Origin of the sequence: Streptomyces sp. NPDC005408 (genome assembly GCF_040606445.1) — a bacterium.
GTDB lineage: Bacteria > Actinomycetota > Actinomycetes > Streptomycetales > Streptomycetaceae > Streptomyces.
The window spans coordinates 1-19,106 of the sequence record NZ_JBEXEX010000023.1; the positions used below are offsets into that span (position 1 = coordinate 1).

19 protein-coding genes are annotated in these 19,106 nt (G+C 69.2%); 6 read left to right on the forward strand and 13 right to left on the reverse strand.

Annotation, left to right across the window (positions count from 1 at the left end; all coding sequences use genetic code 11):
- Nucleotides 1–597 precede the first annotated feature (597 nt).
- Nucleotides 598–879, forward strand: coding sequence for a hypothetical protein (locus ABZS64_RS21775; RefSeq protein WP_355831960.1), 282 nt, complete (start codon nucleotides 598–600; stop codon nucleotides 877–879).
- A 211-nt stretch (nucleotides 880–1,090) separates the two neighbouring features.
- On the opposite strand, the gene ABZS64_RS21780 is transcribed toward ABZS64_RS21775, so the two are convergent.
- Nucleotides 1,091–1,639 carry a TetR family transcriptional regulator gene (locus tag ABZS64_RS21780; RefSeq protein ID WP_355831962.1) on the reverse strand — a complete coding sequence of 183 codons (549 nt, stop codon included), beginning with the start codon at nucleotides 1,637–1,639 and terminating at the stop codon, nucleotides 1,091–1,093.
- Entirely contained in the window at nucleotides 1,639–1,959 is a 321-nt protein-coding gene (locus tag ABZS64_RS21785) for a multidrug efflux SMR transporter (protein ID WP_355831965.1), read from the reverse strand. The genes ABZS64_RS21780 and ABZS64_RS21785 overlap by 1 nt, the downstream gene beginning before the upstream one ends.
- 118 nt (nucleotides 1,960–2,077) lie before the next feature.
- On the opposite strand from ABZS64_RS21785, the gene ABZS64_RS21790 reads away from it, so the two are divergent.
- The gene (locus tag ABZS64_RS21790) at nucleotides 2,078–2,575 is read left to right on the forward strand and encodes a MarR family transcriptional regulator (protein ID WP_355831968.1); all 498 of its coding nucleotides are present in this window, start codon (nucleotides 2,078–2,080) and stop codon (nucleotides 2,573–2,575) included.
- A 99-nt stretch (nucleotides 2,576–2,674) separates the two neighbouring features.
- Nucleotides 2,675–3,745, forward strand: coding sequence for a hypothetical protein (locus ABZS64_RS21795; protein ID WP_355831971.1), 1,071 nt, complete (start codon nucleotides 2,675–2,677; stop codon nucleotides 3,743–3,745).
- A gap of 60 nt (nucleotides 3,746–3,805) precedes the next feature.
- On the opposite strand, the gene ABZS64_RS21800 is transcribed toward ABZS64_RS21795, so the two are convergent.
- The 11 genes from ABZS64_RS21800 to ABZS64_RS21850 all read right to left on the reverse strand — a co-directional run bounded on the left by ABZS64_RS21800 (nucleotide 3,806) and on the right by ABZS64_RS21850 (nucleotide 16,013).
- The gene (locus ABZS64_RS21800) at nucleotides 3,806–4,171 is read right to left on the reverse strand and encodes a VOC family protein (RefSeq protein WP_355831974.1); all 366 of its coding nucleotides are present in this window, start codon (nucleotides 4,169–4,171) and stop codon (nucleotides 3,806–3,808) included.
- Between the two features lie 16 nt (nucleotides 4,172–4,187).
- Nucleotides 4,188–5,582 carry a hypothetical protein gene (locus ABZS64_RS21805; protein WP_355831977.1) on the reverse strand — a complete coding sequence of 465 codons (1,395 nt, stop codon included), beginning with the start codon at nucleotides 5,580–5,582 and terminating at the stop codon, nucleotides 4,188–4,190.
- 189 nt (nucleotides 5,583–5,771) lie between these two features.
- Nucleotides 5,772–6,110, reverse strand: coding sequence for a metal-sulfur cluster assembly factor (locus tag ABZS64_RS21810; RefSeq protein WP_355831979.1), 339 nt, complete (start codon nucleotides 6,108–6,110; stop codon nucleotides 5,772–5,774).
- The gene (sufU, locus tag ABZS64_RS21815) at nucleotides 6,107–6,562 is read right to left on the reverse strand and encodes a Fe-S cluster assembly sulfur transfer protein SufU (RefSeq protein WP_355831982.1); all 456 of its coding nucleotides are present in this window, start codon (nucleotides 6,560–6,562) and stop codon (nucleotides 6,107–6,109) included. Before sufU ends, ABZS64_RS21810 begins: the two co-directional genes overlap by 4 nt.
- A gap of 11 nt (nucleotides 6,563–6,573) precedes the next feature.
- Entirely contained in the window at nucleotides 6,574–7,830 is a 1,257-nt protein-coding gene (locus ABZS64_RS21820; RefSeq protein WP_324990235.1) for a cysteine desulfurase, read from the reverse strand.
- On the reverse strand, nucleotides 7,827–8,591 hold the full coding sequence (gene sufC / locus ABZS64_RS21825; protein ID WP_355831986.1) for a Fe-S cluster assembly ATPase SufC: 765 nt from the start codon (nucleotides 8,589–8,591) through the stop codon (nucleotides 7,827–7,829). The genes ABZS64_RS21820 and sufC overlap by 4 nt, the downstream gene beginning before the upstream one ends.
- A 7-nt stretch (nucleotides 8,592–8,598) precedes the next feature.
- Complete coding sequence (locus ABZS64_RS21830; RefSeq protein ID WP_355831989.1) at nucleotides 8,599–8,919, reverse strand: non-heme iron oxygenase ferredoxin subunit; 321 nt, start codon at nucleotides 8,917–8,919, stop codon at nucleotides 8,599–8,601.
- The gene (gene sufD / locus ABZS64_RS21835; RefSeq protein ID WP_355831992.1) at nucleotides 8,919–10,100 is read right to left on the reverse strand and encodes a Fe-S cluster assembly protein SufD; all 1,182 of its coding nucleotides are present in this window, start codon (nucleotides 10,098–10,100) and stop codon (nucleotides 8,919–8,921) included. The genes ABZS64_RS21830 and sufD overlap by 1 nt, the downstream gene beginning before the upstream one ends.
- Before the next feature lie 65 nt (nucleotides 10,101–10,165).
- Nucleotides 10,166–11,587: a Fe-S cluster assembly protein SufB gene (gene sufB, locus ABZS64_RS21840; protein WP_355831995.1), complete on the reverse strand. Its 1,422-nt coding sequence runs from the start codon at nucleotides 11,585–11,587 to the stop codon at nucleotides 10,166–10,168.
- Nucleotides 11,584–12,312 carry a metalloregulator ArsR/SmtB family transcription factor gene (locus ABZS64_RS21845; RefSeq protein WP_355831998.1) on the reverse strand — a complete coding sequence of 243 codons (729 nt, stop codon included), beginning with the start codon at nucleotides 12,310–12,312 and terminating at the stop codon, nucleotides 11,584–11,586. The genes sufB and ABZS64_RS21845 overlap by 4 nt, the downstream gene beginning before the upstream one ends.
- Before the next feature lie 143 nt (nucleotides 12,313–12,455).
- On the reverse strand, nucleotides 12,456–16,013 hold the full coding sequence (locus ABZS64_RS21850; RefSeq protein WP_355832001.1) for a S8 family serine peptidase: 3,558 nt from the start codon (nucleotides 16,011–16,013) through the stop codon (nucleotides 12,456–12,458).
- Between the two features lie 167 nt (nucleotides 16,014–16,180).
- Between ABZS64_RS21850 and ABZS64_RS21855 the strand changes: the two genes are divergently transcribed.
- The 3 genes from ABZS64_RS21855 (at nucleotide 16,181) to ABZS64_RS21865 (ending at nucleotide 19,075) form a co-directional block, all read left to right on the forward strand.
- Nucleotides 16,181–17,104 (forward strand): ABC transporter ATP-binding protein, encoded by a 924-nt coding sequence (locus ABZS64_RS21855; RefSeq protein ID WP_355832004.1) that lies wholly within the window; start codon nucleotides 16,181–16,183, stop codon nucleotides 17,102–17,104.
- On the forward strand, nucleotides 17,104–17,871 hold the full coding sequence (locus ABZS64_RS21860; RefSeq protein WP_355832007.1) for an ABC transporter permease: 768 nt from the start codon (nucleotides 17,104–17,106) through the stop codon (nucleotides 17,869–17,871). Before ABZS64_RS21855 ends, ABZS64_RS21860 begins: the two co-directional genes overlap by 1 nt.
- Before the next feature lie 91 nt (nucleotides 17,872–17,962).
- Nucleotides 17,963–19,075, forward strand: a complete 1,113-nt coding sequence (locus tag ABZS64_RS21865; RefSeq protein WP_355832010.1) for a hypothetical protein — start codon at nucleotides 17,963–17,965, stop codon at nucleotides 19,073–19,075.
- Nucleotides 19,076–19,106: the final 31 nt, after the last annotated feature.

A 19,106-nucleotide genomic window follows, 5' to 3' on the forward strand; every position in this document is an offset into this window, starting at 1 on the left:
AGGGTTATGCCTGCGGTTGCCCAGGCGATGATGCGCTTGCGCTTGGACATGCGGTGCTTGGGCATGGGTGGTCTCCCGGAAGCGATGGTCGGCCCTGGCAAGGACTAGGGCGATCTGTGAGCGACAACCGTCGGCCGGTGGCGGTCTGCCCTGAGAGATTTGACCACCAGGCGGCGATGAGTCGGCGGGCGGGGGCATCAGTTGCGGCCGGCGAACTGTAGCTGTCGTGGTTTCGCCGGCTTTGAGCGGCTCGCCACGTCCCTGGCCAGCCGCCGGCACCCAGCGCCAGACCTGGTCCCTGGATTCCAACCTGCGGTTCCACTCCTGGACCACGGAGACCAACAATGCGGTACTAGCAAGGTGAGGAAGTACCTCTCGCGGAACTAGGGGGTGCCTTTCGGATCTTGCCGGGCTCGCGTGCCCTGGCACGCACGCTCGCCGCGTTGTCGTCAGTCGCCGACGCTCCGCGTGAGCTCCCTCCTCCGCCTTGCGATCGCACGCACCAGACCCCGCTCACTGATCCGGCCTGATACAAACGACAGGCCCTAGCCGCACCGCCTCAAGTCATTGACAGGAAAAGGAAAGCAGCGAAGCGACATGAGCGGACCCGCCAAGGTCTACCTGCTGTGGCACGTACATCACCGGGCTGAAGAAGAGCGAGAAATCCGGCACTTCGATAAGCCGGACGACTTCTGGTCCGACGAAGAAGCCGGCGACGACGTCAAGCATCTCGGTACTTACTCAAGCCGCGAGGCCGCACAAGACCGGATCGACCGTGCTCGGAAGCTTCCCGGCTTCGCCGACGAACCCAACTGCTTCTACATCCAAGAGGCAGTGGTCGACGAGGACGAGTGGACGGAAGGCTACGTGGAGGGGTGAGGGCGGATCGGGATCGCCCTGGTCACCGAAGGGCGTGGAACGAGGACGCGGTCCAGCAGCAGCCTCACCTCCGGCAGTGCTGATCGCCTCCTCCACCGGACCGGCCGCACCCGACCCGGCCAGGGGCGCCCGACCCGGCACGTCGTAGGCGCAGGGGACCCGAGGGCGCTGCCGGGACCGGGACCGCGGCCCGGCGTCCGCCATCCCGCCGTCAGGCGGCCCGCGGGCCGATGATCCGGGCCAGCATCTCCCGTGCGTACTCCGCCTCGTACCGCGCGTCCGTCAGCAGCACCTGCAGACAGATCCCGTCCATCAGCGCCACCAGCGCCCGCGCCGTGACCGGATCGGTCCGGCGGGCCAGGATCTCGGCGAGGCCCTCGCACCACTCCGCAGCGACCGGCCGCAGCGCGGGCCGTCGCAGGGCCGCCAGGTAGAGCTCGTACTCCAGCTCCACGCCGGTACGTTCCCCCGCGAGCCACTCCCCCATCAGCCGGGCGAGCTCTTCAGCTATATCGGCGTCCGGGTCCGCGAGCGCGCCGCTGTCCCGGACCGCCGCCGCGAAGCCCTCGTTGGCCTGGCGCAGGGCGGCGACCAGCAGTTCGTCCAGGGAGGCGAAGTGATACGTCGTCGAGCCGAGCGGCACATCCGCCTCGGCCGCCACCGTGCGGTGGCTGAGCCCCGCGATCCCGTTGCTCGCGACAACCCGGATCGCCGCGTCGATGATGCGCTGGCGCCGCTCGGGGTCGTACCGCCGTGCCATCAGTGCGCACCGCCCATGTTGAGCACGACGACGCCGACGATCACCAGCGCGATCCCGGCGAGCTTGACGGGACTGGTCGACTCGCCGAGGAAAACCATGCCGATCGCGGCGATGGCGGCAGTGCCGACGCCCGCCCAGATCGCGTACGCGGTGCCGACCGACAGGGTCTTGAGCGTTTGCGCGAGCAGGGTGAAGGCGAGCACATAGCCCGCGACGGTGAGCAGCGAGGGCCACAGCCTGGTGAAGCCCTCGCTGTATTTCATGGCCGTCGTCCCGGCCACCTCCGCCGCGATCGCCGCGGCCAGCAGTCCGTATCCCATGCGTACGAGGGTACACATCGTTGCGTACACCCGTACACAACAGGGGATGGGGCAATATATGTGCCGGCGCAAGCAACCAGCAGGCGCCAGGGCGAAATCAGACGAAAGGCGGCAGACGATGTCCGACCAGGAACACACGTCCGACGAGGACCGCGGACCGCTGCTCGGACAGCTCGCCGACACCTACCGCGCCTATCTGACCGCCGTCGTCCTGCACGGCCAGGCGGCCGCCGAGACCCTCGGCCAGAATCCCACGGATGTGTACGCCCTCAACGCCCTGGAGCTCGCGGGCCCCCTCACCACCGGCGGGCTCGCCGAGCGCATCGGCCTCTCGCAGAGCGCCACCACCCGGCTCGTCGACCGGCTTGAGCGCGCCGGCTGGGTCCGCCGCGGTCCCGATGCGGCCGACCGCCGCCGGGTCGTGGTCGAGTCCGTGCCCCTCACCCCCGAACAGGACGAGGCGGCCTTCGGCCCGGCCCGGCGCCGGATGGCCGAGGTCTTCGACGGTTTCAGCGCCGACGAACTGCGCGTCCTGTTCCGCTACTTCGAGCAGGCCGCGCCCGCGCTGCGCGAAGCGACGGCCGAGACGAGAAAAGCGAAGCGGGGGGCACGGTGACCCGGCCCGTCCCACCCCGCTACGGTGTCCCCGCCGACCAGGCAGAACGCACCGGGGCCCAAACAGCGCCCGGGCAGACGACGCGCGGGAGACACCTCAGTGGCATACGGAAACACACCTCCGGCGGGCCCACCTCCGGGCTGGGGCGGCTGGATGCCCCCGCCGCCGCCCAAGCCCGGGGTGATCCCACTGGCCCCGCTCGGCCTCGGCGACATACTGGGCGGCGCCTTCGTCACGATGGGCCGCTACTGGAAGCAGCTCTTCGGCATGGCCGCGGCCGTCTACGGAGCGGCGACCGCCGCCGTCGGAGCGGCACTGGCGATCGCGTACGCCCTCGTCGGCGACCACCTGCGCGCCATCTACTCCGCGACGAGCGACGAGCCGCCCGTCTGGGACGACATCCGCCCCGTGCTCATCTCCTTCGTCGTCATCTGGGCCATCGGCACGATCTTCATGCTGCTGGCCACCGCGATGGTGTACGCCGCATGCCCGGCGATCCTCCAGGACGCCGTGCTGGGCAAGCCCGCCACCTTCGGCGTCATCTGGCGGCGGGCGGCGGCGGGCGCACCGGCCGTGATCGGCACGGTGTTCCTCACGGGCCTGCTCTGCCTGATCCCGATCGCCCTGTTCGTCACGGCCTTCGTCGCCCTCATGATCGCGCTGCTCGCCTCGGGCACCGGGCCGCTGATCGTGCCTCCGCTGGCCTTCATCGGCGCACTGGTCACCGCCCCACCCGCCGTCTGGCTCTGGGTGAAGTTCTCCCTCGCCCCGGCTGCCGCGGTCTTCGAGGGCCAGGGCGTACTCGACGCGATGCGCCGCTCGTCCAAGCTGGTCCGCGGCGACTGGTGGCGGATCTTCGGCATCACGGTGCTCGCCGCCGTCATCGCGGGTATCGCGGCCTATGTCATCCAGATACCCCTGAGCTTCGTGCAGATGATCCCCGGCCTGATCGGCTCCTCGGACGTCGGCTCCGACCCGACCGGATCGCAGGTCCTGGTCTACCTCGGCGGCGCCCTGGTACTGGCGCTGGTGAGCCAGCTGATCGGCCAGATTCTGGTCGCCGCGTTCCCGCAGCTGGTGGCGAGCCTGCTCTACGTCGACCGCCGCATCCGCACGGAGAACCTGGCCCCGACCCTCGCCGAGGCCGCCGCCGTACCGCCCGCGTACTAGAGCTCGTCGCCCCAGGTCCTGTCCGGTCGATTGAGCCCGGCAAGATCCGAAAGACACCCCCTAGTCGAGCAGGGTCTTCTTGGGGCGCAGTACGCAGAACTCATTGCCCTCGGGGTCGGCGAGCACCACCCAGGTGGCCGCCGACCCCTGCCCGACATCGGCCCGCCGGGCCCCGAGCCCGATGATCCGCTCGACCTCGGCGGCCTGGTCGTCGGGCGCGAGGTCGATGTGCAGCCTGTTCTTGACGGTCTTGTGCTCGGGGACGGGCACGAAGGTGATCCCCGGCAGGGAGAACTCGTCCGCCCCGATGACGATCTCGTCCTCGGCCTCGAAGACCACCTTCCAGTCCAGGACCTGGCTCCAGAAACGGGCGAGCGCCGGCAGATCATGGGCGTCGATGACGACGGTGTACAGAGAAACGGCCATACCGACCAATATGCCGTCAGCCCGTGACGGTGAACCACGTGGCGCGCGACTTCTTCCACTCGGGGTGGGTCAGATCCTTGGCCTCCGTGCCGTCCCCGTACAGATCCGCCGAGCCGTCGTCCGTGATCAGCTGCGCCCGCGCTCCCGGCTGCGAAAGATCCGGCACGTCGACGACGGCCTCCCAGCCGCCCGGGTCGCTCGTGGGCAGATCGGCCCGCTTGACGGGGGCGTGACCGGCGACGCCGTCCCACGCATACAGGGCGTACGGATCGGAGTTGTCGTCCGCGGCCCAGGAACCGGCCACGATCAGATACTGGTCGGCGGTGTTCTTCCGGATGTCCCGGATGCTGAGCCCGCCGAGGTCCAGCTCGATGGGCGTACCGAAGACCGCCCTGGTGCCACTGCCCAGCACCTTGTCGATATTGGTGACGGGCACGATGAGCGCCTTGCCACCGGCCTGCGGCGGAACGAGCGGCGCCCGGAAGCCGATGTATGCCGTCGTCGTCGAGCCGGGCGCGAACTCGAAGCCCTCGACGTTGAACCCGTCGATCTGCTTGGGCGCCTGACCGGCCGCCGTGCCGGCCGCGAAGCCGTAGCGGTTGCCGTTGCCCGTGTCCCAAGCGACCAGATCGTCACGGAGCTTCTTGTACGAACGGCCCAGCGCGAGCTGCGTGCCCGCGCCCGACCCGGTGACCGTCGTGGTGAAGACGGTGTCGCGGGCGCTCTTGTACTCGCCGTCCTTGTTGTTGCCGAGCGAACCGGTCCAGTAGACGGTGTTCCCGACCCGGGCCGCACCCTCGATGTCGATCTCCTTGGACACCCCGAGCTGGGAGCTGAAGTCCCAGGTCTTCACGGGCGCCCCGGACGCCGAACGGCTGTACAGCCGCAGCGTGTTGGACTCGTCGTCGGCGACCACCGCGTACCCGCCGCCGACGTCGACGGCGGCCGAGGCGTCCGCGGATCCGGTGAAGTACCGTGTATCGGCGGCGCCTTGGACCGCGGCCGATGCGGCGAAGTGCAGCGTCTTGGTGGCACTCAGCCCGCCGAGCCCGCTGACCTTGATCGTGAGATCGGTGTAGCCCCGGCCGCGCGCGGCCACGGTGAGCTGCCGGGTGCCGCCCGTACCACTGACGGTGACATCACCCGTACCGGCGACAGCAGACCGGGAACTGGTGGAGGCGGCCACCCCGAGTGCGGATGCGTCGGCACCGCTCTGCGCGACGTTCACCGTCACCACCGGGTCACCGGTCGCCCCGACGGCCCCCGACAGATACGCGGCCGAGAGCGTGATCGTCGGCGTTCCGTAACTCACGGCGTGCGCGGGCGAGTTGAGTCCCAGGGCGGCCAGGGCGAGGACGCTGCCCGCGGCCACGGACCTGCGGCGGGAACTCGGCGAAACAGGGTGCAGCACGGGGTGCCTCTCGTCGGCGTGATGTCGACGAGCAGACTCCGGCCCCCGCGCCAACTGCGTGCACACGCCGCAGGTACGGAACACGAACAGCACCGGACAGCACGAGGCCCCCGGCAGCATGCCGGGGGCCTCGTTCGAACCAGACGATCGGACGCAGAAGATCTGACGCAGAAGATCAGACGCGGACGATCAGACGTTGAAGCCGAGCGCGCGCAGCTGCTCGCGCCCGTCATCGGTGATCTTGTCCGGGCCCCACGGCGGCATCCAGACCCAGTTGATCTTCAGCTCGTTGACGATGCCGTCCGTCGCCGCCTTCGCCTGGTCCTCGATCACGTCGGTCAGCGGGCAGGCCGCGGACGTCAGCGTCATGTCCAGGGTGGCGATGTTGGAGTCGTCGATGTGGATGCCGTAGATCAGGCCGAGGTTGACGACGTCGATGCCCAGCTCGGGGTCGACCACGTCGTACAGCGCCTCGCGGACCTCCTCCTCGGAAGCCGGCTTGATCGTGGCGGTCTCGTTGTCAGTCATGCCGTTTTCCCTTCGGACAGCGCCTGCGCCGTCGCGTCCTTCCACGCCATCCAGCTCAGCAGAGCACACTTCACCCGGGCGGGGTACTTGGAGACACCGGCGAACGCGACCGCGTCCTCCAGCACCTCCTCCATCGCGTCGTCCGGCTCGATCTGACCCTTGGACTGCATCAGCTCCAGGAAGGTCGCCTGGATCTTCTGCGCCTCGGCCAGTTCCTTGCCGACCAGCAGCTCGTTCAGCACGGATGCGGAGGCCTGGCTGATCGAGCAGCCCTGGCCCTCGTACGACACGTCCTCGATGAGGGAACCGTCGTACTTCACGCGCAGCGTGATCTCGTCACCGCACGTCGGATTGACGTGGTGCACTTCGGCGTCGCCATCCCGCAGACCACGCCCGTGGGGGTGCTTGTAGTGGTCCAGGATGACTTCCTGGTACATCGAATCCAGCTTCACGCGTCAGTCCCTCATCCGAAGAAGTTACGGACGTGCTCCAGGCCGTCGATCAAGGCATCGACCTCGCCGGGCGTGGAGTACAGATAGAACGACGCCCGCGTGGTCGCAGGAATTCCGTACCGAAGACAGACCGGCCGCGCGCAGTGGTGGCCGACCCGGACCGCGATGCCCTGCTCGTCGAGGACCTGGCCCACGTCGTGCGGGTGGATGTCTCCCAGCGTGAAGGAGATCGCCGCGCCGCGCTCCTCGGCCGTGGTGGGGCCGATGATCCGCAGGTCGGGGACCTCGAGAAGCCGCTTCACCGCATACTCGGTGAGGGCGTGCTCATGCTGGGCGATCTTGTCCATGCCGATCGAGGTGAGGTAGTCCACGGCCGCGCCGAGGCCGACGGCCTGGGCGATCGGGGGCGTACCGGCCTCGAACTTGTGCGGCGCGGGAGCGTACGTCGACGAGTGCATCGACACCGTCTCGATCATCTCGCCGCCGCCGAGGAACGGCGGAAGGTCCTCCAGCAGCTCCTGGCGGCCCCACAGCACACCGATGCCCGTCGGACCGCACATCTTGTGGCCGGTGAAGGCCACGAAGTCGGCGCCGAGCGCCTGTACGTCCAGCGGCATGTGCGGCGCGGCCTGCGAGGCGTCGACCAGGACCAGCGCGCCCACGTCCTGGGCCCGGCGCACGAGTGCCTCGACCGGGTTGACCGTGCCCATGATGTTGGAGACCAGCGTGAAGGAGACGATCTTCGTCTTCTCAGTGATGATCTCGTCGATGTTGGACAGGTCCAGGCGGCCGTCGTCGGTGAGGCCGAACCACTTCAGCTTCGCGCCGGTGCGCTGCGCGAGCAGCTGCCACGGGACGATGTTGGAGTGGTGCTCCATCTCCGTGATGACGATCTCGGTCTCGTGATCCACGCGGTAGGGCTCATCCGCCCAGCCCAGCATGTTGGCCACGAGGTTGAGCGACTCGGAGGCGTTCTTGGTGAAGATCACCTCGTCGCGGCTCGGCGCGTTGATGAAGGCGGCGACCTTGTCGCGGGCACCCTCGTACAGCGCCGTGGCCTCCTCGGCGAGCACGTGGATACCGCGGTGGACGTTGGCATTGTGCTGTTCGTAGTACTCGCTCAGCACATCGAGCACCTGGCGCGGCGTCTGTGACGTCGCCGCGTTGTCCAGGTACACGAGCTTCTTCCCGTCGTGGATCAAGCGGTCCAGGATCGGGAAGTCCTTGCGGATCGCCTCGGTGTCGAGGAGGCCCGGCAGCTGTGTCACGCGGATACGCCACCCTTCGTGTATGCCTCGTAGCCCTCGGCCTCGAGCTTGTCGGCGAGCTCGGCGCCGCCGGACTCGGCGATGCGGCCGTTCGCGAACACGTGCACGAAGTCGGGCTTGATGTAGCGCAGGATGCGCGTGTAGTGCGTGATCAGCAGGGTGCCGACCTCGCCGCTCGCGTGGACGCGGTTGACGCCCTCGGCGACCTGGCGCAGCGCGTCGACGTCCAGGCCGGAGTCGGTCTCGTCGAGGATCGCGATCTTCGGCTTGAGGAGCTCCAGCTGGAGGATCTCGTGGCGCTTCTTCTCACCGCCGGAGAAGCCCTCGTTGACGTTGCGCTCGGCGAAGGCCGGGTCCATCTGGAGCGTCTCCATCGCGGACTTGACCTCCTTCACCCAGGTACGCAGCTTGGGGGCCTCGCCGCGGATCGCCGTCGCCGACGTACGCAGGAAGTTGGAGACCGAGACACCGGGGACCTCGACCGGGTACTGCATGGCCAGGAACATGCCGGCGCGGGCGCGCTCGTCGACGGTCATCTCAAGGACGTCCTCGCCGTCCAGAGTCACGGTGCCACTGGTGATCGTGTACTTGGGGTGGCCCGCGATGGAGTACGCGAGGGTCGACTTGCCGGAGCCGTTGGGGCCCATGATGGCGTGGGTCTCGCCCTGCTTCACGGTCAGGTCGACGCCCTTGAGGATCTCCCGGGGGCCGTTCTCGGCCTCGACGGAAACGTGCAGGTCGCGGATTTCAAGCGTTGCCATGGGTGACTCAGGACTCCTGGGTGACGGAGACGAGCACATCGTCCCCTTCGATCTTGACGGGGTATACGGGGACGGGGCGCGTCGCGGGGAGGCCGGACGGCTTGCCGGTGCGGAGGTCGAAGCTGGAGCCGTGCAGCCAGCACTCGATCTGGCAGTCCTCCACCTCGCCCTCGGACAGCGAGACATTCGCGTGCGAGCAGACGTCGTGGATGGCGAAGACCTCGCCCTCGGTCTTGACGACCGAGATCGGCGTGCCGTCGAGTTCCACCCGCTTCGGGGTGTCCTCATCCAGCTCGCTCAGCCCACAGGCTCGGACGAAGGCGGCCATCAGACGGACGCCTCCAGCTCCGCGTCGATCTTGGCGAGCAGGCGCTCCTCGACGTCCGGCAGACCGATCTTCTGGACCAGCTCGGCGAAGAAGCCGCGGACCACCAGGCGGCGGGCCTCGTCGGCCGGGATGCCACGGGACTGCAGGTAGAAGAGCTGCTCGTCGTCGAAGCGGCCGGTGGCGGAGGCGTGACCGGCGCCGACGATCTCGCCGGTCTCGATCTCCAGGTTCGGCACGGAGTCGACGCGCGCACCGTCGGTCAGAACCAGGTTGCGGTTCATCTCGTACGTGTCCGTGCCCTCGGCCTTGGCCTCGATCAGGACGTCGCCGATCCATACCGCGTGCGCGTCCTGGCCCTGCAGCGCGCCCTTGTAGGCGGCGTTGGAGCGGCAGTGCGGGGCGTTGTGGTCGACCAGGAGGCGGTGCTCCTGGTGCTGACCGGCGTCGGTGAAGTACAGGCCGAGGAGCTCGGCCTCGCCGCCGGTGCCCGCGTACTGCACCCGCGGGTGGAGACGTACGAGATCGCCGCCGAAGGTGACCACGATCGACTTGAACGAGGCGTCCCGGCCGACCAGCGCATTGTGCTGGGAGACATGGACGGCCTTGTCGTCCCAGTCCTGGACGGAGACGACGGTGAGCTTCGCGCCGTCGCCGAGCAGGTAGTCGACATTGGCGGCGAGGACCGCGTCACCGGTGTGGTCGATGACCACGACGGCCTCGGCGAAGGCGCCGAGCTCGATGACCTGGTGGGCGAAGGCGGTGCCGCCTTCGCCGTGCACGGCGATCCTGACCGGCTCGGTGAGCACGGTCTCCTTGGGAACGGTGACGACCGAGGCCTTCTCGAACGAGGAGTACGCCTGGGCGGCCACGCGGTCCACCGGGGTGCCGGCCTTGCCGAGCCGCGCGTCGTCCCGGCCCACGGTCTCGACGACGACGCCCTCGGGCGCGTCGATGTCGACCTTGATGCCGGTGCCGTTGGCGACGGCGGTGCCGTCGTGCAGACCGGCCAGCCGCTCCAGCGGAGTGAAGCGCCACTCCTCCTCGCGGCCGTGCGGGACCGGGAAGTCCGCCACGTCGAAGGACGGCGGCGCACTCATGCGGGTGGCGACGGTCGACTCGGCGGCCACCGCGATCGAGCCGGCAGTGGTGGACCCCGCCGGAATGTTCTGAGCCTCAGCCATGGCTGTCGTCGTGCTCTCTCTCTGCCTCTGCGTAAGAAATCAGTCGCTGCTGGGGAGGGCGGGGCTTAGCCGACCGACCCCTCCATCTGCAGCTCGATCAGCCGGTTGAGCTCCAGCGCGTACTCCATGGGGAGTTCCTTGGCGATCGGCTCGACGAAGCCGCGCACGATCATCGCCATCGCCTCGAACTCCGTCATGCCGCGGCTCATCAGGTAGAAGAGCTGGTCCTCGGAGACCTTGGAGACGGTCGCCTCGTGGCCCATGGACACGTCGTCCTCGCGCACGTCCACGTAGGGGTACGTGTCGGAGCGGGAGATCGTGTCGACCAGCAGCGCGTCACAGAGCACATTGGACTTCGCGCCCGGCGCGCCCTCGCCGATCTCGATCAGACCGCGGTAGGAGGTACGGCCGCCGCCTCGTGCCACCGACTTGGAGACGATGTTGGAGGAGGTGTTCGGGGCCATGTGGACCATCTTGGCGCCGGCGTCCTGGTGCTGGCCCTCGCCCGCGAAGGCGATGGACAGGGTCTCGCCCTTGGCGTGCTCGCCCATCAGGTAGACGGCCGGGTACTTCATGGTGACCTTGGAGCCGATGTTGCCGTCGACCCACTCCATGGTCGCGCCCTCGTACGCCACGGCGCGCTTGGTGACCAGGTTGTAGACGTTGTTCGACCAGTTCTGGATCGTCGTGTAGCGGCAGCGGCCGCCCTTCTTGACGATGATCTCGACGACGGCGCTGTGCAGCGAGTCCGAGGAGTAGATCGGGGCGGTACAGCCCTCGACGTAGTGAACGTAGGCGTCCTCGTCGACGATGATCAGCGTCCGCTCGAACTGGCCCATGTTCTCCGTGTTGATACGGAAGTAGGCCTGCAGCGGGATGTCGACCTGCACGCCCTTCGGCACGTAGATGAACGAGCCACCGGACCACACGGCGGAGTTAAGCGAGGCGAACTTGTTGTCGCCGACCGGGATGACCGTGCCGAAGTACTCCTGGAAGAGCTCCGGGTGCTCCTTCAGCGCGGTGTCCGTGTCGAGGAAGATGACGCCCTGCTCCTCCAGGTCCTCACGGATCTGGTGGTAGACGACCTCGGACTCGTACTGCGCGGCGACACCGGCGACCAGGCGCTGCTTCTCCGCCTCCGGGATACCGAGCTTGTCGTACGTGTTCTTGATGTCCTCGGGCAGGTCCTCCCAGGACTCCGCCTGCTTCTCGGTGGACCGCACGAAGTACTTGATGTTGTCGAAGTCGATGCCCGACAGGTCCGAGCCCCAGCTCGGCATGGGCTTCTTGTCGAACAGCCGCAGACCCTTCAGGCGCAGCTTCAGCATCCACTCCGGCTCGTTCTTCTTCGACGAGATGTCGCGGACGACAGCCTCGGAGAGGCCGCGCTTGGCCGCGGCACCGGCCGCGTCGGAGTCGGCCCAGCCGAATTCGTACGTACCCAGACCCTCGAGTTCGGGGTGGGCAGTCTCCGTGGGGAGAGTCATGCGGGGTTCCTCCCGGCCGTGCTTGTGGATGCTGTCGGTGTGGTGGCCTGTGGTGCGCTGTGCGGGATGAACGTGGTGCAGACGCCGTCGCCGTGGGCGATCGTGGCCAGACGCTGCACATGCGTTCCCAAGAGGCGGGAGAAGACTTCCGTCTCCGCCTCGCACAGCTGGGGGTACTGCTCGGCGACGTGCGCGACCGGGCAGTGGTGCTGGCAGAGCTGCTCGCCGACCGGTGCGTTACGCGCCGTAGCAGCGTACCCGTCGACACTCAGAGCCTTGGCCAGCGCTTCAGTGCGCTCCTCGGGGGGCGCCGCGTCGACCGCCGTGCGGTAGGCCTCAGCCTGCGCCTCGAGCCGTGCCCGGGCGAAGGCGGCAACGGCCGCTTCACCTCCGGCGTTCTGCTCGATCCAGCGGAGCGCGTCGACGGCCAGCGTGTCGTACGACTGGTCGAAGGCGTCGCGGCCGCAGTCGGTCAGGGCGAACACCTTCGCGGGGCGCCCGCGTGTGCGCGCGCCGTAAACTCGCTGCTCACGGGCTTCGACGACGTTCTCGTGCACGAGCGAGTCGAGGTGGCGGCGGACCGCGGCCTGGGTGAGACCGAGGCGTCCCGCCAGGTCGGCCACGGTGGACGGGCCGTGATCCAGGATGGAGCGCGCGACCCGGTTGCGCGTCGAGTGCTCACCGGTCGCGAGTTCCTCCTGCGGAGCCTCGCCAACGTTTTTCACAACGCCATTGTTGCGTAATTCCTCTGGGCCTGACAACTGCCGTCCAAGGCGTGGGCCGGTGCGCTTCATCACTAAGGGTTACCTAAGAACAGGGCCCGCCCCGCTGCTGCCGGACGGGCCCTGACCAGGTAGTTCCCCGGAATTTATCCCGCAAGGTCGGGGCGGTCTGTGACCCTGATCGAATTCACCAGGGTCTTGCCGGAATTCGCCACGAATCTGAGGTTGAGCCGGCCGTCGGTGACCTGGACCGTGAAGGCCCGGTCATGGGCGGTACGGATGCCCGCCTCCAGGGCCAGATCGAGGTTCGGCACGTACTGCGTCCCCTCTGCCATCACGTCGAAGACCCGGTCGGTCGGGTCCTTGGAGCTCAGCTCCGCGAAGCCCAGCTCGATCCGGTAGGTGCCGGCGGGCAGCCCGTCGAAGCGGTACTCGTACATGCCCTGCCGGGCCGTCCGGTAGAGCTGCGGATCTGCCGCGCCCGCGATACTCCGAGTGGTGGACACCTCACCGGCGCTGCCCAGATATCCGTACGCGCCGGAGGCGTGCTTGCGGTCCGGGCCCCATGTGTCGCCCAGCGCGTCCACCGAGGATCTGGTCGTGCCGGTGTCGATCGCCGTCCGGTAGGCGGGCACGACCGTCTTCACCGGGATCTCGATCACCGGCCTTCGGCCGCTCTCGGACTTCACCTGCAGGGTCCCGGTCAGGACGGTGCCCGGGGCGACCCCCGCGGTGTCGATGCTCAGCGCCACCTTCTGCGAGGCCCCACCTGCCAGGTTGCCGCTGCCGGGGGCCGCCTTGATCCAGCTCTTGCCGTCCTTCTCGGTGACCGTGAAAGGGGTGGCTGAGCCGGTGTTGGCGAGGGTGAGCGTGCGGCTGCGCTGTTGCGCCGCCGGTACGACGACGGTCAGAGCGGTGGAGTCGGCGGCGACCCGGCCGGTCGTGAGTGCGGCGTCCGAGACCGCGATCTCGCCCGGTTTCGGCGTCTGGCGGGCGCTCGCCGCCGCATAGGCGGGGGCGGAGACGGCGATGTCGTACGGAGCGTCGGCGGGCACCTGGAGGAGATAGCCGCCGTCGGCGCCGGTGGTGTCGCTGCCGCCTGTCACGCCGACTGATGCGCCGGCGACCGGCTTGCTGTCGTTGGCGTCGGTGACCGTCCCCGCGAGGACGGCGCTCTTGGTCGTACGGAAGCCGATGCTCATCCCGTCGCGGAGGGTGCCCTCGTTGTACGAGTACAGAAGGGCATCCGTGCCGGTCGCGTTCTCGGCGCCGACGGTCGCGCCGGAGCCGTTCTCGAAGCCGGTGCCGGAGAGGTCCTTGTAGTGGAAGGACGCGGAACCGTCCTCGCCGAGGACCGCGGCGAAGGAGACCCGCTCGGTGGTGGTCGCGGCGATCAGCGCGTTGCGCCACTCGACGACGATCTTCCGGTGCGGGGCTGTGCCGGTCGCGGACCAGTAGACGCCCGCTTCGGCGTCGACCGTGAGGTTGTCCCAGAACGGATAGAGCGAGCCGTTCGGGGCGAAGGTGGTCGGCAGGGTGCTGTTGCTGCTCGATGTGGACGACGTACCGAAGGAGAGAACCCCGTCGATGGACGCGGTCGCGGCCCGGTAGGTGCGGCCGTAGACGGCCACCGGGAAGGGCAGGTCGAAGGAGGCCGTGCCGAAGGTGGTGCTGGTGTACGCCAGCTTGGTGACGCCTGCCGGGAAGTCTCCGCTGCCCAGGGTGCAAGCGGTGCCGAAGGTGTCGGTCCGGTCGGGCAGGGCGATGTCCTTGGCCGTGTCGCCGGTGACCTCGACTCGGACGCTGGTCGCCGAGGCGCAGCGGTGGCCGGGGGTGACGGCGAGGTCGTACGTACCGACGGGCAGGCGCAGTGTGTAGCTGCCGTCGGCGGCGGACTTGGTGGTGACCGGGGTGCCCTGGGCGGTGACGACAGCGCTCGCCTCGGCGCCTGCGTGGCTGGTGACCTTGCCGCTGACGTCGGCGGACGCGGCCTCGGCGATCAGGAAGTCCTTGACCGTGCTGCCGTTCTCGACGACGGTGACGTCGCCCTGGGCGGTGACGTAACCGAATTTGGCGACGCTGACCTTGTAGTCGCCGACCATCAGCTTCGGCAGGGCGTAGCCGCCGTCGGCGCCGCTGATGACGGTCGTCTTCATCGGGCCGTCGAAGCGCAGCGTTGCGTCGGCGAGGGGGCCGGCGGCGGTGCTGACCTTGCCGCTGACCGCGCCGAGCGCGCCGCGCGGGGCGGCGGTGACGGCGGCGTACGCGTCGAGGCGGCCCTCGCCGAAGACGTTGTTGTCGGCCGCCGTGCCGCCGCAGCTGGTGTTGTCCACGTCGACGGCACTGGCGTCGAGGAGCTTCTCGGTCTCGGCGACATTGCCGCGGATCGCGGGCGCCGCCGACCACATCAGCGCCACGGTGGCAGCGGTGTGCGGTGAGGCCATCGACGTACCGGAGATGGAGTTGTAGCCGCCGCCCGCCCAGGAGGAGCGGACGTTGACGCCCGGGGCTGCGAGGTTGGGCTTGAGGCCGCCCGTCTCACCGGTGCCGCGCGAGGAGAAGGACGCGATGGTGTTGTTGATGTCGAAGGCACCGGAGGAGTACGAGTTCGTGTACGCGCCGGGCGATCCGGAGGTGTTGCAGCCCGGGCCGCTGTTGCCGTTGGAGAACGCCGGGAAGATGCCCGCGTCCCGCCAGGACTGCACGACCTCCTTGTACCAGGGGTCGATGACCGCACTGCCCCAGGAGTTGTTGACGACGTCGGGTGCGAGGTCGGGGCGGGGATTGGCGCCCGCGGCGTCGGTCGGGGCGACGATCCACTGTCCGGAGCGCAGTAGCGAGTCGCGGCTGCAGGAGCTGGATTCGCAGCCCTTGGCGGCGATCCACTGGGCACCGGGGGCGACGCCGATCTGGTTGCCCGCGCCGTCGTCGCCGACCATCGTGCCCATGGTGTGGGTGCCGTGGCCGTTGTTGTCGCACGGTGCACTGCCGGTGCAGACCTTGGCCGGGTCGAACCAGTTGTAGGCGTGGTCGTAGCTGCCGTCGGACTTCAGGCCGCGGTACTTCGCCTTGACCGCCGGGTGGTCGAACTGCACACCGGAGTCGATGCTGGCGAGGACCACGCCCTCGCCGCGCACGCCGAGTTCGGACCAGACCTTGGGGGCGTTGATGCGGTCGATGTTCCACTCGACGGCGTCCAGGCGCGGTTCGTTCGTGCCCGGCAGCGGATCGGGGACGGTGATCGGGTCGTCGGCCTCGAGCGCGGCGACGTCGGCGCGCGCCGCGATCTTCTCGGCGAGCGCCTTGTCCGCGGTGACCTTGAGGGTGTTGACGATCCAGAACGACTCGTAGCGGACGCCTGCGCCGTCCAGCAGGGCCCGCAGCCCGGCCTGGGACTTCTTCGCGTATGCCAGCTTCGTCTCGTAGAGCGCATGCGCCTTGGCGGTCTTGCCCTTGGCCCGGCGGGCCGCGGAGGTGTCGGCCTCATGCGTCAGGGCGACCCAGAAGGTCGCCCTGTCCTTGGCGTCGAGCTGTCCGATGACGCCGGCCTCGGTCTTGGTCCGATACGGGGACGGCGCGGCGGCTAAGTCCGCGTCGGGTTCCTGTGCCTGGGCGGGGGCGGCACCGAGGGCGAGGGGAAGGGCCACGGCCATGGTGGTCAGCGCGGCGAGGACTGCGCGCCCGACCGGTCTGCGTCTAGCCACGAACTCTCCTTCGTGAGTTGGTTCGTACCGACACTCGATCGTGAAGGAGTTGGCAGGTTCATGTGAAGAACGCCTCAGGAGCCAGTTCAGGCCATTCCGCCCCCGGCACCCCATGCGTCCCGGCCCCGCTCCTCGGGGGCTTTCGACCCCCGCCTAGACTCCTCGGCATGCGAAGCGAGTCCGTCGTCCAGATCCGGGGCCTGGTGAAGCGGTACGGATCAAAGACGGCCGTGGACGGCCTCGACCTCGAGGTCCCCCGGGGCTCCGTGACCGCCGTCCTCGGCCCCAACGGAGCCGGCAAGACCACCACGGTCGAGACTTGCGAGGGCTACCGCCGCGCCGACGCCGGCACAGTGCGGATCCTCGGCCTCGATCCGGTCGCCGACGCCGCGAAGCTGCGCCCCAGGATCGGCGTGATGCTCCAGTCCGGCGGCGTGTACTCCGGCGCCCGCGCCGACGAGATGCTGCGCCACATGGCGAAACTCCACGCCCATCCACTGGATGTGGACGCCCTCATCGAGCGGCTCGGCCTCGGCAACTGCGGCCGCACCACCTACCGGCGGCTCTCCGGCGGCCAGCAGCAGCGCCTCGCGCTGGCCATGGCGGTCGTCGGCCGCCCCGAACTGGTCTTCCTGGACGAGCCGACCGCGGGCCTGGACCCGCAGGCCCGCCGCTCCACCTGGGATCTCGTTCGCGAACTCCGCCAGGACGGCGTCTCCACCGTCCTGACCACCCACTTCATGGACGAGGCCGAAGAACTCGCCGACGATGTCGCGATCATCGACGCGGGCAAGGTCATCGCCGAGGGCAGCCCGGAACAGCTCTGCCGCGGCGGCGCCGAGAACACCCTGCGCTTCACCGGGCGGCCCGGCCTCGATGTCGGCTCACTGCTCAAGGCGCTGCCGGACGGCACGGAGGCGGTGGAGCTGACCCCGGGCGCGTACCTCATCACGGGCCAGGTCGACCCACAGCTGCTGGCGACCGTGACGTCCTGGTGCGCGCAGCACGGCGTGATGCCCGACGGCATCTCGGTCGAGCGCCACACCCTGGAGGACGTCTTCCTGGAACTGACCGGCAAGGAGCTGCGCTGATGAGCGCCGGTACGTACACACCGCGGCCCGGTGCGGCTCCGATCGGGCGGATGATCGCGGCGCAGGCCGCGTTCGAGACGAAGATGCTGCTGCGCAACGGCGAGCAGCTGCTGCTCACCGTGATCATCCCGTCGCTGCTGCTCGTCCTCTTCTCCACCGTCGATGTCGTCGACACAGGAAGCGGCGAGCCCGTCGACTTCCTGGCCCCTGGCGTCCTCGCCCTGGCCGTGATGTCCACCGCCTTCACCGGCCAGGCCATCGCGACGGGCTTCGAGCGGCGGTACGGAGTCCTCAAGAGGCTCGGCGCATCACCGCTCCCCCGCTGGGCGCTGATGGCCGCGAAAACCCTCTCCGTACTGGTCACCGAAGTCCTCCAGATCGCCCTGCTGACGGTCATCGCCTTCGGACTCGGCTGGTCGCCGCACGGCAACCCACTGTCCGTACTGCTGCTGCTCGTCCTCGGTACCGCCGCCTTCTCCGGCCTCGGTCTGCTCATGGCCGGAACGCTCAAGGCCGAGGCGACGCTCGCCGCGGCCAACCTGGTCTTCCTGCTTCTCCTTGTGGGCGGCGGGGTCATCGTGCCGCTGGACAAGTTCCCGGACGCCGTCGAGTCGGTGCTCGCGCTGCTGCCGATCTCGGCGCTCTCGGACGGACTGCGCGACGTGTTGCAGCACGGGGCGGGAGTGCCGTGGGCCGATCTGGGCATCCTCGCCCTCTGGGCGGTGCTCGGACTTGGCGCGGCCGCCCGGCTCTTCCGCTGGGAGTAGCTCACGCGAGGGAGTAGCTCACGCGTCTTCCGCTGGCACTGACTCACGGGCCAGTATGAGCCTGCCAAGATCCGCACGGTGGGAGGCGTCGATGGAGCGGACTGCCGCGCTGCGACTGGACGCGGAGTGGATCAAGATCAGGTCCCGCAGGGCGGGCGTCTCACCCCGCGAACGCGAGCGGATCCTGACAGATCTGATCGCGGCGCTCGCCCCGCACGCCGAGGACGACCTCTCGCTCACCGCACGGCTCAGCCTGCGATACGGCGATCTCGCCCGGCACCACTTCGACACCGGCCGCCGCGACGCGGCGCTCGCCGCGGTCCGCGAGGCGGTCCGGCGCTGCGAAGTGCCCGCCGGACACGACGACGAGCATGCGCGCTGGTACGCCAGGGCCCTGATCAGCCAGGCCGTGTATCTCGCCGAGCCGCTCAGCGACGAGCTGGGCATGCCGCGGTACGCGTTCCAGCCGGAGGGCGAGCGGCCTGCGCCCGACGACCATGCGGACGGTCAGGCCGCTCTTGCCGCCACCCGGCGGGCGATCGAGGTCTGGGAACGTCTCGACCAGAGCGACCCGCGCAACCGCGAGGGCCTGGCCCAGGCCCATGTCTTCCTCGGCGACCGTCTTGAGGAGCTGGGACGGCCTGCGGACGCGGCGGCCTGGGCGGTGCGGGCGGAGCGCGAGTTCCACGCCCTGTGGTCGGACCCGGATCCGCGCGAGCCGACCCATGCGGCGGCCCTTGAGCACCTGAGCGACCAGCTGGAGCGCAGGCTGCGGCGCTGCCCCTTCGACGGCGGGCTGACGCGACTGCGCGCGGAGGACCTGCTTCCGGAGCGGTTGCTGCCGCTCGCGGTCGTGGCGGCGCGTATCGAGGGCGTGGAGCCGGACGCGATCGCCGACGGGCTGGAACTGGACGGCACGGAGGTGCGGCGGATCCTGCGGGCGCGGTCCTGGCGTGCGGTGTGGCGGTTCGACGTACGGGACGGGGCCAACGGCTCCTGGACCCCGATGAGGCACCCCTGGCGCGGCACGGACGCGGTGACCGACCACAGCGCGGAGGCGGTCGCGGCGGAACTGACGGACGCTTTCCTGCACTCGCCGGACTGCCCGGCCCCTGCGGTGCCGTGGCGGATCGCCGTGTGGTGGGAGGAGGAGGACCATCTCGACGGCTCGCGCTACCGGCGCACGTTCGAACCGCCGTCTTGACCCGGAATCGCCCCCTCGTGAAAACACGCAC